The sequence below is a fragment of the Jiella mangrovi genome (assembly GCF_017815135.1).
GTDB lineage: Bacteria > Pseudomonadota > Alphaproteobacteria > Rhizobiales > Rhizobiaceae > Jiella > Jiella mangrovi.
Window position 1 is genome coordinate 437,430 of the sequence record NZ_JAGJCF010000001.1, and the last position, 14,560, is coordinate 451,989.

General features: G+C 64.4%; 17 protein-coding genes. 7 read left to right on the top strand and 10 right to left on the bottom strand.

What is annotated here, in order from left to right:
- Positions 1–76 precede the first annotated feature (76 nt).
- A complete protein-coding gene (locus J6595_RS02050; RefSeq protein WP_209592956.1) occupies positions 77–838 on the top strand; it encodes a HugZ family pyridoxamine 5'-phosphate oxidase in 762 nt (253 codons plus the stop codon).
- 36 nt (positions 839–874) lie between these two features.
- Here the strand turns inward: J6595_RS02050 and J6595_RS02055 are convergent, their stop codons facing one another.
- The 5 genes from J6595_RS02055 to J6595_RS02075 form a co-directional block, all read right to left on the bottom strand.
- Positions 875–1,069, bottom strand: coding sequence for a hypothetical protein (locus J6595_RS02055; RefSeq protein ID WP_209592781.1), 195 nt, complete (start codon positions 1,067–1,069; stop codon positions 875–877).
- 295 nt (positions 1,070–1,364) lie between these two features.
- Positions 1,365–1,649 (bottom strand): YMGG-like glycine zipper-containing protein, encoded by a 285-nt coding sequence (locus tag J6595_RS02060; protein WP_209592782.1) that lies wholly within the window; start codon positions 1,647–1,649, stop codon positions 1,365–1,367.
- Between the two features lie 273 nt (positions 1,650–1,922).
- Positions 1,923–2,213, bottom strand: coding sequence for a hypothetical protein (locus tag J6595_RS02065; protein WP_209592783.1), 291 nt, complete (start codon positions 2,211–2,213; stop codon positions 1,923–1,925).
- A 293-nt stretch (positions 2,214–2,506) separates the two neighbouring features.
- Positions 2,507–3,442 carry a PAS domain-containing sensor histidine kinase gene (locus J6595_RS02070; RefSeq protein ID WP_245197531.1) on the bottom strand — a complete coding sequence of 312 codons (936 nt, stop codon included), beginning with the start codon at positions 3,440–3,442 and terminating at the stop codon, positions 2,507–2,509.
- Between the two features lie 335 nt (positions 3,443–3,777).
- Positions 3,778–4,572, bottom strand: a complete 795-nt coding sequence (locus J6595_RS02075; protein WP_209592785.1) for a response regulator — start codon at positions 4,570–4,572, stop codon at positions 3,778–3,780.
- 296 nt (positions 4,573–4,868) lie between these two features.
- Between J6595_RS02075 and J6595_RS02080 the strand changes: the two genes are divergently transcribed.
- The 4 genes from J6595_RS02080 (at position 4,869) to J6595_RS02095 (ending at position 6,602) form a co-directional block, all read left to right on the top strand.
- Positions 4,869–5,081, top strand: coding sequence for a NepR family anti-sigma factor (locus J6595_RS02080; protein ID WP_209592786.1), 213 nt, complete (start codon positions 4,869–4,871; stop codon positions 5,079–5,081).
- Positions 5,082–5,089: 8 nt separating this feature from the next.
- Positions 5,090–5,641: a sigma-70 family RNA polymerase sigma factor gene (locus tag J6595_RS02085; protein WP_209592787.1), complete on the top strand. Its 552-nt coding sequence runs from the start codon at positions 5,090–5,092 to the stop codon at positions 5,639–5,641.
- A gap of 136 nt (positions 5,642–5,777) precedes the next feature.
- Entirely contained in the window at positions 5,778–6,143 is a 366-nt protein-coding gene (locus J6595_RS02090) for an ElaB/YgaM/YqjD family protein (protein WP_245197532.1), read from the top strand.
- Between the two features lie 6 nt (positions 6,144–6,149).
- Entirely contained in the window at positions 6,150–6,602 is a 453-nt protein-coding gene (locus J6595_RS02095; RefSeq protein WP_209592788.1) for a hypothetical protein, read from the top strand.
- Between the two features lie 122 nt (positions 6,603–6,724).
- On the opposite strand, the gene J6595_RS02100 is transcribed toward J6595_RS02095, so the two are convergent.
- Positions 6,725–8,224, bottom strand: a complete 1,500-nt coding sequence (locus tag J6595_RS02100) for a CoA-acylating methylmalonate-semialdehyde dehydrogenase (RefSeq protein ID WP_209592789.1) — start codon at positions 8,222–8,224, stop codon at positions 6,725–6,727.
- 135 nt (positions 8,225–8,359) lie between these two features.
- Here J6595_RS02100 and J6595_RS02105 point away from each other — a divergent pair, with 135 nt between their 5' ends.
- Entirely contained in the window at positions 8,360–9,241 is an 882-nt protein-coding gene (locus tag J6595_RS02105) for a LysR family transcriptional regulator (RefSeq protein WP_209592790.1), read from the top strand.
- 102 nt (positions 9,242–9,343) lie between these two features.
- Here J6595_RS02105 and J6595_RS02110 read toward each other — a convergent pair whose 3' ends face one another.
- The 3 genes from J6595_RS02110 to cobT form a co-directional block, all read right to left on the bottom strand.
- The gene (locus J6595_RS02110; RefSeq protein WP_209592791.1) at positions 9,344–9,880 is read right to left on the bottom strand and encodes a PRC-barrel domain-containing protein; all 537 of its coding nucleotides are present in this window, start codon (positions 9,878–9,880) and stop codon (positions 9,344–9,346) included.
- Between the two features lie 214 nt (positions 9,881–10,094).
- Positions 10,095–10,994: a 2-dehydropantoate 2-reductase gene (locus tag J6595_RS02115; protein WP_209592792.1), complete on the bottom strand. Its 900-nt coding sequence runs from the start codon at positions 10,992–10,994 to the stop codon at positions 10,095–10,097.
- Positions 10,995–11,105: 111 nt separating this feature from the next.
- Complete coding sequence (gene cobT, locus J6595_RS02120; protein WP_209592793.1) at positions 11,106–12,122, bottom strand: nicotinate-nucleotide--dimethylbenzimidazole phosphoribosyltransferase; 1,017 nt, start codon at positions 12,120–12,122, stop codon at positions 11,106–11,108.
- 95 nt (positions 12,123–12,217) lie between these two features.
- Here cobT and J6595_RS02125 point away from each other — a divergent pair, with 95 nt between their 5' ends.
- On the top strand, positions 12,218–13,132 hold the full coding sequence (locus tag J6595_RS02125; RefSeq protein ID WP_245197533.1) for an adenosylcobinamide-GDP ribazoletransferase: 915 nt from the start codon (positions 12,218–12,220) through the stop codon (positions 13,130–13,132).
- Positions 13,133–13,169: 37 nt separating this feature from the next.
- On the opposite strand, the gene eno is transcribed toward J6595_RS02125, so the two are convergent.
- A complete protein-coding gene (gene eno / locus J6595_RS02130) occupies positions 13,170–14,444 on the bottom strand; it encodes a phosphopyruvate hydratase (RefSeq protein ID WP_209592794.1) in 1,275 nt (424 codons plus the stop codon).
- Between the last annotated feature and the right edge of the window lie 116 nt (positions 14,445–14,560).

Consider the following 14,560-nt stretch of genomic DNA (forward strand, 5'->3'; position numbering starts at 1 on the left):
GATCAACGACGACACGGCATCGCATGACAGACCGGCGCCACCCCTCTCCGATCCGGCGAAGCCCCGCGACGCCGGCATGTCGCCGCGCGTCACGTTGGAGGTCGGTGACGCGGCACGTCGTCTGGCACGGATCCTCCTACGATCAGCAAGGGATGGTGCGCTCGGCGTTGTCCGGCCGAAGGACGGCATACCGGCAGTGAGCCGCGTTCTCGTGGCAACGGATTTCGCCGGCCGCCCGGTTCTCCTCGTCTCCGATCTTTCCCTGCACAGCCGCGCGATCGCCACTGATCCGCGCTGTTCGCTGCTCGTCGGACAGCGCGGAAAAGGCGATCCCCTCGCCCATCCGCGCATGACCGTCTTTTCGACGGCGATTCCGATTTCGCGAGAGAGCGATGAAGGACAGGCAATCCGCGAGCGTTTCCTGTCCCGTCATCCGACAGCGGCTCTTTACGTCGACTTCCCGGATTTCCGGTTCCTGCGCCTCGAGCCTCAAGACGCGGCGCTGAATGGTGGTTTCGCCCGTGCCTACGATCTGAGCGTCGACGATTTCATCGACGAATTCGATGATGCATTGCCGGCTCTCGGCATCCGGGCCCGCGACCACATGAACGAGGATCATGCCGATTCCATCGACACGCTTGCCGGGATGCATGGCGAGAGCGGCAGCGGCTGGCGCATCGCCACCGTCGATCGCAGAGGCTTCGAAATCCGGCGTGGTGACCGGCTGTCACGGATCGAATTCAACATCGACCCGAAGAGTGAGGGTGGCTACCGCGCGGCCTTCGTCGATGCCATCCGAAATCCGCCGGCTGATAACGCGGAGACCTCGCGTCAGTGAAAACCGACGCTCGAGCCAGACGCCACCTGGCGGCGATCAGACGTCGTAGCCGTCCGGACAGTTGGCGATGAAACGCGTGCGCCCGCCCCCGCGCAGATAGACGCACTGGCCGGGCGAATTGGCGGCAAGGCCGAGAACACGATCCTGCGGCCCGACGACGGGTTCGTCGATCTTGCCGGAGCGAAACGGCACGGCTTCGGCATTCTCAAGTCCGAATACGGCTCCGAACACCTGGGGCGGCCGATCGCCCGTACACCCGCCGAAAACGGGAAGAAGCGCGGTCGCCAGAGCAAGCGACAGACAGGGGCCACGTCGAGCCCAGGAACCGCCCCTCGTCCGGCCGCCGCTAAGCCCCTGTTCCCCACGGGGCGAGCACTGCAAACTGTCTCGGCTCATCGCTTCTGCCTCACGAATACCGGTTCATACAACCAAAACAAAAACCCCGCCAAACGGCGGGGTTTCGTCAACTCAAGTCCGCAGGCCATGGGCTTTTCACAAATACCAATGACACAGAGCGGCGCGTGGGTCAGTAGCCTTGCGGGCACCGATAGACGTTTCCGTCTGAATAGCGGCAGTAACCCGGATTTTCCTTCGACCGGCCGATGACGTTGCCCGCCACTGCGCCGACGCCCGCACCGATTGCCGCGCCAGCGAGAGTGGACGTCGTGTCGCGGCCGATCGCCTGACCGGCGAGCGCACCGACGGCACCACCCGCCACGGCACCACCAGCTGTGTATCTGTCTTCAGTCGTGCAACCTGCTGCCAGCATCGTGACCGCCGCAACCACTGCAATCGTAAGCTTACGTTTCATATTATTCTTCTCACTCTCAACCAGGACGTCCCCGTCGATCAAGGTTATAGGCCAAACCCGCTCGGCGTCATCATCTGGCTTCAGATACTGGCGAATTTTTATTTCGGGGATGTTCCACGACGCCCAGCGGCAACACAGCTGTATCGACCTGGTGCACGCGAGGGCCGAAATGCATGTTTCTGACCTGCAAATGTGAACAGTTGATCGGATGCGACGCGAACCCCAACTTCTGTCGCGCGCCTTGCAAGCTTTCGTTCGTCCACATCGCCGAAATCAGCGCGACGCGACGAGGCTCGGCTCGGCATCGAAGGTGATCGACAGCTGCCCGTTGCGGGAAACGGCCCAGTCCACCGTTGCCGACTGCTCGAAAACGTCTTCCGACACTTCCTTGCATGCACCGAATACGCGCTTGTCGGCAGTCCCGCTCAGGCGGATCTGCAGAGGCAGCTCTTTGCGACATTCGGAAACATTTTCATAAGCAGCGACTGGCACGGGGATTTCTTTGCAAACCGAAATATCGCCCGAGCAGCCGACCAGCAGCATGAATGCAGCGACGTGTTCCATCTCCAGCTCTCCTTTGGGAAGGAAACACGGGAGAGTGATTTCAGTTCCGCAGGCAAGCGAACAGCCGTTTCACGATCGCGTGAAAACCTTGCCTTTGCGAACGAATTCTTTCCGGTTTGGATGGCTGGCGGAGGTCTTACGTCGCCGAGCCGGTCGCAGGCCGCGAAGAGACGCGCCCCTCGCCTCGGCATCGGATGCCGGGGCGGCGCAGATGCCCGCTCACGGCGACGGTCGGAAGCAACGGGTCATATGTTCGTGAAAATCGCCGCGATGCGCCTGGAGCCGGCGGTCCGTTATTCGCCGCCGCGCGCGTGCATGACCTCGAACTGGGCTTCCGGCACCACCAGCGTGTAACGGATACCCTCTGCGAGATATTCGAGGCGTGCTTCCCCTCCCACGGCATTCGGAACGATACGCTCGAGCGTCGAGGTCCCGAAGCGGGGGTCACGCTCAGCCCTGACGCGGGGGCCGCCACGCTCCTGCCAGACGATGATCAGAACGCGCTCTGCACCCTCGTCCTCGAGCCGCGCATCGATGAGGACTTTCCCACCCGGCACCGACAGCGAACCGTAGGACGCAGCATTGACCGCAAGTTCGTGCAGCGCGAGGCCGACATGCAGCGAAGCCGTCGGCGAGAGATAGACATCCGTCGGCCGAAACTCGATCTGGTCCATGCCGTCGGGTGCATAGCGCTCGACCTGGGTCGTCACCAGACTCTCGAGATCGGCTCCGCGCCAGTCCGCGTCGGTGACGATGTCCTGGGAGTACGATAGGGACTGGATGCGGCCGCGGAAGCGCACCAGAAATTCGGGAACCGTCAGGGAGTGCCGCGCTGTCTGGCTCGCCAGGCTCTGGATGATCGCAAGCAGGTTCTTCGAACGATGCGACAACTCGCGCAGCAACGTCTTCAGCGTCTCTTCGCGGCGCTTCTGGTCGGTGATGTCGAACGACGTGCCGATGATCCCGCAAGGCTCGCCATTCTCGTCGCGATCGACATCCACGCAGATGTCGTACCACCGGGTCTGGTTACCCTGACTGATGGCCATCTCGTATCGCATGGCGCGACCCGCAGAGAGAACCTCGTTCTTCATCTCGGTCGATCGCTTGGCCGAGGCCTCCGCGAGAATGTCAGCGTCGCTCGCGCCCTCGCTCGCGTCTGCGAGCCAGGAATGGCCGGCGTTCGAAACCCATGAGTAGCGCAGATTCAAATCTTGGGCGAAAACGGCCATCTCCGTATTCTCGATCGCCCGTAAGATTTTCTTTGCCAACATCAACCGACACTCACGACCATCCGGCTTCACGCGACCCGCCTCCAGACCGGACGATCACACGGAATCGATATGTTTCTCAATGTCTTCCGTCACTCGACGAACGGTCAACACGGTCCCGCCGGTCGCGGAGCCACGGTAGATCCGTAGCCGCGACCAGACAATGCCCGTAGGCCCCTTGTTAAACCCTCACTCGCGATTGAGTTCCGTAGCTGCGGCAGCTTTTTACGGTCAGCAGGGTACCGCTCCCTGCCAAACCGATCCCGGCAGACGTCGCCGGTCGACAAAAATTGGCCTCAGGCGGCCGCGCGGTTGTCGTTTTCGAAGAAAAGCGCCTGACTGATCAACGCCTTCACCATATCCGGATTGAACGGCTTGGTGACGAGGAAGGTCGGCTCGGGGCGCTCGCCCGTCAAAAGCCGCTCGGGAAAGGCCGTGATGAAGATGACCGGAACCGACACCTTCGCCAGGATGTCGTTCACGGCATCGATGCCGGAACTGCCATCGGCGAGCTGAATGTCGGCCAGAACCATTCCGGGGTTCTGCTTCTCGAACAGCGACATCGCCTCCTTGTGCGTGCGGGCGATCCCCGTCACCCGATGCCCGAGGCTCTCGACCATCTGCTCGATGTCCATCGCGATCAGCGGCTCGTCCTCGATGATCATGATCTCGGTCGAAACCTGGCGTCCGATATCGGACCCCGCCTGATCGATCATCTCCGAGAACCGGGTCTGGTCGACGCCGAGGATCAGCCCCGCCTCTTCGCTCGTGAACCCCTCGACGGCGACCAGCAGAAAGGCCTGCCGCGGCAGCGGCGCGATCGCCTTGAGGTTTTTCGCCGCACGCTCTTCCCAGGCCGACGTCGGCGCGTCCTCCCGGACATTCACGTCGAGCGACTGCCAAAGGGAGGAGAACAGGCGATAGAGCGAAATTCTCGGCGACTGGTCTTCGGGAAACAGCGACGGGTCTGCGATCAGTGCCTCTAGCACGGCCGCGACATAAGCGTCTCCGCTCGCTTGCGAACCGGTGAGCGCCCGGGAATAGCGTCGCAGGTATGGAATGTGCGGCGCTATGCGGGATGACATCGACATTTAGGCTTTCCTCGTATCCAACAGGCGAGACGTTCGAACTATTTTTAATTAAGGCAACGTTACCGAACCCATGGCGGGAACAAGGCTGCGTGCCGCGAGTTCACGGTAAATGGGACACCGGCCCTCCGGTGTGAAGAGCCCGTTTGAAATTGGTTCTGTTTCTGGTTCATGGCTTGCGGGATGGCGCTGTCGTTTTATCTGTCTTGCAATGTTCGAGATGAATGCAGGGAATCCATGACGTCTTTCAGCCCCAATTTTAGCCGCAACGGCGAAACACGCAGATATCGAGATTGTTGATGAGCGATCACGAGAGCGAGGACGAGAAAGTGCAGACGGGACAGGATCAGAGGTCGCAGCCGTCCGAACTTGGCATCAACGCCGCCATCGGAAAGCAGCTGAAAGCCTATTATGAGGACGTCGCGAGCGAGCCGGTTCCGGATCGGTTCTTGAGTTTGCTCGACGCGCTGGACAAGGCTGAATCGGCTTCGAAGACGACAAATCGGGAGTGATGCCGTCCATGAGTGTGCAGTTCGATTTCCGCAAAGAACTCATTACGATCATTCCCAACCTCCGGGCGTTCGCGACGTCGCTGGCCGGATCGTTCGACCGCGCCGACGACCTCGTCCAGGAGACCCTCGTGAAGGCGTGGGACAAGCAGCACACCTTTCAGCCCGGAACCAACATGAAGGCCTGGCTATTCACGATCCTGCGCAACGAGTTCTACACCCAGATGCGCAAGAAGGGCCGCGAGGTCCAGGACGTGGACGGAATCCATGCCATGCAGCTGGCGGGCCATCCCGAGCAGCAGGGCCATCTTGATCTGCAGGATTTCCGCAAGGCCCTCGAACTTCTGCCCGACGACCAGCGCGAGGCCCTGATCCTGATCGGCGCTTCGGGCTTCTCCTATGAGGAAGCCGCCGAGATCTGCAAATGCGCCGTTGGCACGATCAAGAGCCGCGTTTCGCGCGCTCGTACGCGCATCGCGGAGATTCTCGGGGTGGAAGGCGACGGTGATTACGGGCCGGATTCGATCTCCAGCCAGATCATCGGGGTCGCGCCCGCCGCTTGAAACAGGCCCTCGCCCAAGGAACCGCTAAGCGTCGACGGGGTTATTACCCCAAGGCGCACAGGATCAGCGTCGCCCGTCGCAATTCCTGGCATCGCTCGCCCCCGATCAATCGCAACGACGACGAATGGACAGACCCATGAACGATACAATCGCCGGCAAACCCAATATCCCCACTGGCGCCCCCCGCACTCCGGGGCAGGATCCCAAGACCCAGGCCGAGCAGGCGAATGTCGAGGAGCAGCTGGGCCGGCTGCGCGAGGACGTTTCGGCCCTGTCGGAGGCCGTGCGATCGCTTGCCACCCATGGGGCGGAAGACGTCAAGCGGCAGGCCTCCGCCCTGCGCGATGACGTTCGCCAGCGCGGCGAGGCCTATCTGCAGCAGGCGCAGGACGCAGCCTCCGATCTCGAAGAGGAAATGAGCGAGCGTATCCGGTCCGAGCCGATCAAGAGCGTCTTGATCGCGGCCGGTATCGGCTATCTCTACGCCCGCATCTTCCGGTAGTATCAGATGGTCTGGCAACTCGTCGCCAAGCTGGTGACCGGCGAAGCGGGCGTCTACATCGCCCGCCTGCGCAAGCTCGTCATCCTCTACATCGTCATGGCCGTCTTCGCCTTGTTGATGGTCACGTACCTGATCAGTGCGCTCTACATCTGGGTCGCCTCGATCTATGGTCCCTTGGCGACGTCGTTGTTCTTCGCCGGCGGCTTTCTGGTGCTCATCATTCTGACCTGGATCGCCACGATCATCGTCAGGCGGCCGGCGCGAAAGCGTGCCGACGATCGGCTGCAGCGCGATATCGCGTCGATCGCAGGCGTTGCGGCGCTGTCGAATGCGCCGCTCCTGTTCCAGTCGGCGCGGCGAAACAAGAAGCTGCTCTTCGTGCCAGTTGCAGGAGCCGTCGGCTGGGCCGTCTGGCGGGCCGTCAGCGCGTTCCAGACACGCGATGGCCGCGACATCTAGCCTCGATTGCAGCAAGCAAAGCATTACGAACGTAAAAGGGCGCACCGCTCGTCTCTGAACGGTGCGCCCTTTTGCATGTCGCGGAGACCGGCGCAGAGAGCGCCGGCCCGGAACGCATGGCTTTATTTCATCGTCGGGATCGAGAACTCGGCACCGTCCTTGATGCCCGACGGCCAGCGGCTCGTGACGGTCTTCGTGCGCGTATAGAAGCGGAAGCCGTCGGCGCCGTGCTGGTTGAGATCGCCGAAGCCCGACGCCTTCCAGCCGCCGAAGGTGTAGTAGGACAGCGGCACCGGGATCGGCACGTTGATCCCGACCATGCCGATGTTGATGCGGCTGGCAAAGTCCCGCGCCGCGTCGCCGTCCCGCGTGAAGATCGCGACGCCATTGCCGTATTCGTGGCTCATCGGCAGATCGAGGGCGTCCTCGTAATCCTTGGCGCGGGCAACGGAGAGGACAGGACCGAAGATTTCGGTCTTGTAGATGTCCATGTCCTTCTTGACGTTGTCGAAGAGACAGGCGCCGACGAAGAAGCCGTCCTCATAGCCCTGCATCTTGAAGTTCCGCCCATCGACGACGAGCTTGGCGCCCTCTTCCACGCCGCGATCGACGAGGCCGAGCACACGCTTCTGCGCCTCGCGGGTCACCAGCGGGCCGAAGTCGACGTCGTCGCTGGCGGTGTAGGGTCCGATCTTCAGCGACTCGACCTTGGGGATCAGCTTCTCGACCAGCCGGTCGGCGGTCTCCTCGCCGACGGGAACCGCCACCGACACCGCCATGCAGCGCTCGCCGGCCGCGCCATAGCCGGCGCCGATCAACGCATCGACGGCCTTGTCCATGTCGGCGTCGGGCATGATGATCATGTGATTCTTGGCGCCGCCGAAACACTGGACGCGCTTGCCGTTCGACGAGCCGCGGCCGTAGATATATTTGGCGATCGCCGTCGAGCCGACGAAGCCGATGGCGGCAATGTCCGGATCGTCGAGGATCGCGTCCACCGCGCCCTTGTCGCCATTGACGACGTTGAGGATGCCGGCCGGCAGGCCCGCTTCCATCATCAGCTCGGCCAGCATCATCGGCACCGCCGGGTCGCGCTCGGAGGGCTTGAGGATGAAGGCGTTGCCGGCGGCGATCGCCGGACAGAACTTCCACATCGGGATCATCGCCGGAAAGTTGAACGGCGTGATGCCGGCGACGACGCCCAAAGGCTGCCGGATCGAATAGATGTCGATGCCCGGCCCGGCGCCTTCGGAGAACTCGCCCTTCATCATCTGCGGCGCGGCCATGCAGAACTCGGCGACCTCGAGGCCGCGCTGCACGTCGCCCTTGGCGTCCGGGAAGGTCTTGCCGTGCTCCTTCGACAGGGCCTCGGCCAGCTTGTCCATGTCGCGATTGAGAAGCTCGACGAACTTCATCATCACCCGCGCCCGGCGCTGCGGATTGGTCGCCGCCCAGGCCGGCTGCGCCGCCTTGGCGTTCTCGACGGCGGCGCGCAGCTCTTCGTTCGAAGCGAGCGCCACCTGCCCCTGAACCTCGCCGGTCGCCGGGTTGAAGATCTCGGCCGTGCGGCCGCTCTGGCCGGCGACCCGTTCACCGCCGATGAAATGACCGATCTCGTACATGAATGGGACCTCCCCTGATTGGCTTGTCGTGTGTGTATCTGTTCTGGCGCACAATGATGCGGGTATAAAGTCCATGCAGCGCCAATTCATTGTGCGAATTTTATAGCGCTGAACGAAGCGATCGAGGTTCATCGGATGAATTGGGACGACGTCCGCATCTTTCTATCCGTCGCCAGGGCCGGCCAGATTCTCGGCGCAGCGCGGCGGCTCGCCCTCAACCACGCGACGGTCGGCCGGCGGCTCTCGGCACTGGAAGAAGCGATCGGCACGAAACTTTTCGAGCGTTCGCCCGGCGGCTGCGAGATGACCGAGGCGGGGCGCGTGTTTCGCAGCCACGCCGAGGCGATGGAGGCGGCGATGGTGTCGGGCCGCGCGGAGGTCGGCGGCAGCGACGTGCAGCTTTCCGGCACGGTCCGCGTCGGCGCGCCGGACGGCTTCGGCACGGCGTTTCTGGCGCCGCGCCTGTGGCGGCTCACCCAGCAGCATCAGGATCTGACGGTGCAGCTCGTGCCTGTCCCTCGCACCTTTTCGCTGTCGCGGCACGAAGTCGACATGGCCATTACCGTCGAGCGGCCGACGGCCGGTCGCCTGATCGCTGCCAGGCTCTGCGACTATCGTCTCGGCTTTTACGCCAGTCCGGCCTATCTCGAAAACGCCGATGTGCCGGAAACGCTTGCCGCGCTAACCGCGCACCGGCTGGTCGGCGCGGTGGAGGACCTGCTCTATTCGCCGCAGCTTGCCTATCACACCGATCTCGTCGCGGCATGGCCGTCGCGTTTCGAGGTGTCGAGCGCACTCGGCCAGACGGAAGCCGTGGCGGCCGGCGCCGGCATCGGCATTCTGCACCGCTTCATCGCCAAGGGCCGGGGCGACCTCGTCGAGCTCCTGCCGGACGACACGATCGAGCGAAGCTACTGGCTGGTCTACCCGGAAAGCGCCCGCGATATTCGACGGGTCTCGGCCGTGGTGGATTTCATCCGCTCGGCCGTCGAAGCCGAGCGGGGGCTGTTTGCCTGAACGCGCCAACCGGAGAGGCGCCTGCCGCCGCAAAAATCTTGGGACAATCCCAAATTCAAATTGCGAGACGCTGACGGCCCTTCGCCGTTTATTGGCAGGCGATCAACCGCCGAAAGCAGGCAGTTTCTCGATCTGCTCCTTGGTCAGCTTGGTCTGGATCCGGCCCATATCGAGGGAAACGTCCGAGAGCATCAAGACGACGGTCTTCTCACCGATCCCGAGAAATCCGCCGACTTCGACGGTGATCGCCATGGCGTTGCCATTGGCATCGCCGAGGACGCTGTCGACTTCGCCGACTTCCTGGCCATCCGCGCCGATCAGCTTCATCTCGTCGACCTGCCCGACCATCAGGTTGAGCTGTGGCACCGGCGCGTCTTCCTTCGAGATCGGCGCGAGGACGCCGCTCGCATCCGCCGGCGAAACTGCCGCCGCATCCGGCGTGGAGCCAGAGTCTGCCTGCCCGGCCGCGCCGGCATCCGTCGCCCCGCTCTCTTCGCCCGTCGCCTGGGCGAAAGAGCCATCCGCGGCGCCGAGGGCGAGGCAAAGGGTGAGGGCTGCGGTCGTCACGATCTTCAAGGCATTCTCCATCTCGGCTTTTGCCCGCCCTTGCGGCCTGCGATTCACGTGATGGTCAGCCATTCACGTCGTGCAGTAAAACCGCGAGAGACGATCGCGGTTCCCACGATGACGGAGCATTTCGCCGATCTCGCACGCCACAAGTCCGCCCCCGCTCGACCGGCACGCGAGCATCATCCGGAGAAGTGGCAACCGGCTCTCCGAAGCGACCATGCGCAAACGACAAAACTGGCACGATAGCCATCGCATTTGATGGCATCCCGCCTGCTGCGATCGGTCATACGAGGCGGAGCGGCGTCGCCTCGATGGCTCCGACGAGCGCCAGGATGGCGCGGTTGAGGGGCGTCGGCACGCCGTGGCGCTCGCCGGCGCGCACCACGGCGCCGGTGAGGTATTCATGCTCCAGCGGCCGGCCAGCGAGACGGTCGTAGAGCATCGAAGAGCCGCTGCTCGAATTCACCCGGTCATAGAGCTTCAGCGTCGCCTCGACTTCGTCGTCTTCGAATTTCGCGCCGGCAGCCCGGCCCGCGGCCACCGCCTCGCGAAGCAGGCCGATGCCGAGTTGCTGGACCGCTTCGTCCTGAAAGACGTCCATCCGGCGCATCGTCAGCGCCGTCACCGGATTTGCGACGACGTTGGAGAGAAGCTTGCGCCAGGAGGCGGTGAGAAAATCCGGCTGGAGCTCGAGGTTGAGCTTCGTGCCGGAGAAGAACCGGGCGATCTCATCACCCGCATCGCCGGCCGGAACGATCAGACGACTGTTCGAATGATGGACGATGCGTCCCGGAGAGACCCGTTCCGCCGCGACATAGACGATCGACGGCACGATCCTGCCCTCGACGCCGAAGCCGTCCAGGCGCTCGGCGTGGTCGACGCCGTTCTGGGCGATGAGGACCAGCGTGGCGGGCCCGACGAGGGCTTCGAGCCAGGGCCTTGCGCTTTCCGTATCCTGCGCCTTGGTCGCCACGACGACGAGATCGGCCGGCACGTGCGGTTTCGGCAGATCGCTCGGAGCGGCGGCGATCGTGGCCTCCACCACCCGCGTCTCTCCCGCTTCCTCCAGCCTCAGTTCGTCGAAGGGCGTACGAACGCAAAGCACGACCTCGTGCCCGGCCTCCGCCAGGATCGCCGCCAGATATCCGCCGATCGCGCCGGCACCGATCACCGCTGCCTTCATGGTCTCACCTCATCGCTTCGCCCGGCCGACTCACGGCCTTTGCACTGCAACATAATCGCCCGACGAGCGGCGGCGAGCCACCCGGAATCTCGCGACGCGCCGAAACGGGCCTCAGTCGCGGTTGGCCACGGCCGCCTCGGCGAAGGTCGCCATGTCGCGGTGGCAGCGGGCGGCGGCCTTGACGATGCCGGCGGCGAGCGCCGCCCCGGTGCCCTCGCCGAGCCGCATGCCGAGGGCCAGAAGCGGCACCTTGCCCATGGCTTCGAGCGCCTTCATGTGGCCGCGCTCGGCCGAGACGTGACCGAACAGGCAGTGATCCAGCGCGCGGGGATCCAGCTTGTAGAGGACGGCGGCCGCAGAGGTCGCGACGAAACCGTCGACGATCACAGGCACGTTCTGATGCCGCGCGCCGAGGATCGCCCCGGCCATTGCGGCGATCTCGCGGCCGCCGAGCCGGCGCAGGACCTCCAGCGGGTCGGACAAATGGCCCTTGTGGAAGGCGAGCCCCTGATCGATCACCGCCGCCTTGCGGGCCAGCGCCTCCCCGGCCAGCCCCGTGCCGGCCCCAGCCCAGTCGGAGCCACTGCCACCGAAGAGCCCGGCATAGATCGCCGCGGCGACGGCGGTGTTGCCGATGCCCATCTCGCCGATGCAGAGAAGATCGGGCTTGTCCATCAGGACTTCCATGCCGAAGGCCATGGTTGCCGCGCAGGTCTTTTCGTCCATCGCGGCGGCTTCGGTGAAATCGTCCGTCGGGATTTCCAGGGCGAGATCATAGACCTTGAGAGAAAGATCGTAACTCGCGCAGATCTGGTTGATCGCCGCGCCGCCGGCCGCGAAGTTCGACACCATCTGCGCCGTCACCTCGGGCGGAAAAGCTGAGACGCCCTTGGCCGTCACGCCGTGATTTCCGGCAAACACGGCGACCAGCGGCCGGTCGACATGGGGCACGCCGCCCTGCCAGGAGGCGAGCCACTCGGAAATTTCCTCCAGCCGGCCGAGGGAGCCCGCAGGTTTCGTCAGCTCCTGCTCGCGATGGCGAGCGGCATGAGCCGACGGAATGTCCGCCCCGGGCATGGATCTCACGAGGTCGCGAATGTCGTCGAAGGGAAGTCCGGTGGTGGACATCGCATGCTCCTTGGTGTTTTCCCCTCTGCGATCAGGCCGCGCCTTCATCGCAACGGGGCGGGCCGGCTTCGCCTGGCCAGGAATCGGGGACGTCCTTGCAGACGATCATGACGCTTTATGGCGCGACACTTCGGGCCGCCGCCTTTCTCACCCGCCTTAGCATTTCCGCCAGGCACTTTGAGAGCCAGGGCCAGGCGGCCGCGCCGAAATCCCCCGAAAACCGCTCGCGCGATGCCTCGCGGCAGAACGATCCGGCCGTCGAGGCTCCCGCCGGGCGCGATGCCGAAGGCGCTGCAGCGGGAAATCCCGCTGGCGCCGATCGCGCACCCTACCGGCTCGGCGACGACGCCCATGCCTTTCCGATCGTCGGTCTGATCGCCGCGGCGCCGGCAGCGATCCTCCTCCTGGTTCTGCCGGAGCTCGGCCTGTCGCCGCTCGTTGCCGGCATCGTAGCCCTCGCCGCCCTCGCCGCGATGACCGGGGCGCTGCACGAGGACGGGCTCGCCGACGTCGCCGACGGGTTGTTCGGCCATCAGCCGCGCGAGCGGGCGCTCGAAATCATGCATGACAGCCGTGTCGGCAGCTATGGGGCGATCGCGCTCGCCCTCTCGCTCGGGCTGCGAGCCGCGCTCCTCGCCGAGCTTTGCGCGTCACGCCCGCTCACCGCCGCCTTCGCCGTTCTTGCCGCTTCGGCCTTCAGTCGCGGCGCGATGGCAGCCTTTTGGGCGCTCACGCCCTCGGCCCTCGATACCGGCCTTGCCGCCCGCGTCGGCCAGCCGAGCAACGGCAAGGGCCTTGCCGCGATCGGCCTCGGCGCTGCGATCGGGATCGTCCTCACCGTGCCTCTGGTCGGGCCCATCTCGGTGCTGGCGGCGGCCATCGCGGCCGTCGCTCTCACCTTATTTCGCCGCTTCATTCTACGCCGCATCGGCGGTCAGACCGGCGACTGCCTCGGCGCGGCCCAGCAGCTTTGCGAGATCGCGGTGCTGATGGGCCTTGCCATGGGCTGACGCTGGCTCGGCGCTTTCCGCCGAGCCAGAGAAGGCCTCAGCCCCTCAGGATCGAGCGCCCGGCAAAGACCGCCTGATCGCCGAGTTCTTCCTCGATGCGAAGCAGCTGGTTGTACTTGGCGAGCCGATCGGAGCGCGCGAGCGAGCCGGTCTTGATCTGCCCGCAATTGGTCGCGACCGCGAGGTCGGCGATGGTGGAATCCTCCGTCTCGCCGGAACGGTGTGACATCACCGCCGTATAGCCGGCCCGGTGCGCGACCGAGACCGCGTCGAGGGTTTCGGACAGGGTGCCGATCTGATTGACCTTGACGAGGATCGAATTGGCGACGCCCTTCTTAATGCCTTCGCGCAGGCGCTCGGAATTGGTGACGAAGAGATCGTCGCCGACCAGCTGGACCTTCGAACCGATCTGGTCGGTCAGCGCCTTCCAGCCCTCCCAGTCGTCCTCGGCCATGCCGTCCTCGATCGAGACGATCGGATAGGCGGATGCGAGCTCGCCGTAATAGGCCGCCATGTCGGCGGGCGAGAGCTTGCGGCCTTCGCCGGCCAGATCATAGACGCCGTCCTTGAAGAACTCCGTCGAAGCCGGATCGAGCGCGATGCCGATGTCCTCGCCCGGCTTGTAGCCGGCCTTCTCGATCGCTTTCACCACAAAATCGAGCGCTTCCTTGGCCGAACCGATATTCGGGGCGAAGCCGCCCTCGTCGCCGACATTGGTGTTGTGGCCGGCATCCTTCAGCATCTTCTTCAGCGTGTGGAAGACCTCCGCCCCCATCCGCAGCGCCTCGGAAAACCGATCGGCGCCGAAGGGCATGATCATGAATTCCTGAAAGTCGATCGGATTGTCCGCATGGGCGCCGCCATTGATGATGTTCATCATCGGCACCGGCAGCACATGCGCCGAGGCGCCGCCGACATAGCGGTAGAGCGGCAGGCCGGACGCCTCCGCCGACGCCTTGGCGATGGCGAGCGACACGCCGAGAATGGCGTTGGCGCCGAGGCGGGACTTGTTCTTGGTCCCGTCGATCTCGCGCAAGGCATTGTCGATGCGGATCTGATCCTCGGCCTCGAAGCCGGCGATCTCTTCCAGGATCTCGCCATTGACGAAGTCGACCGCCTTGCGAACGCCCTTGCCCATGTAGCGCGACCCGCCGTCGCGCAGCTCGACGGCCTCGTGCGCGCCGGTGGACGCGCCCGACGGCACGGCGGCGCGGCCCATCGAGCCGTCTTCGAGAATGACGTCGACCTCGACGGTCGGATTGCCCCGGCTGTCGAGAATCTCGCGGCCGATGATGTCGATGATGGCGGTCATGGGGTGCCCCTGTCGTGGTGACGAATGGTTCGGCAGGCGTTCTAGACCATGCGGCGGGGGTTGGGTAGCGCGAAGGAGAATGGAGGGCGTCCGGCGGTTCGGGTTGCGGGCACGAA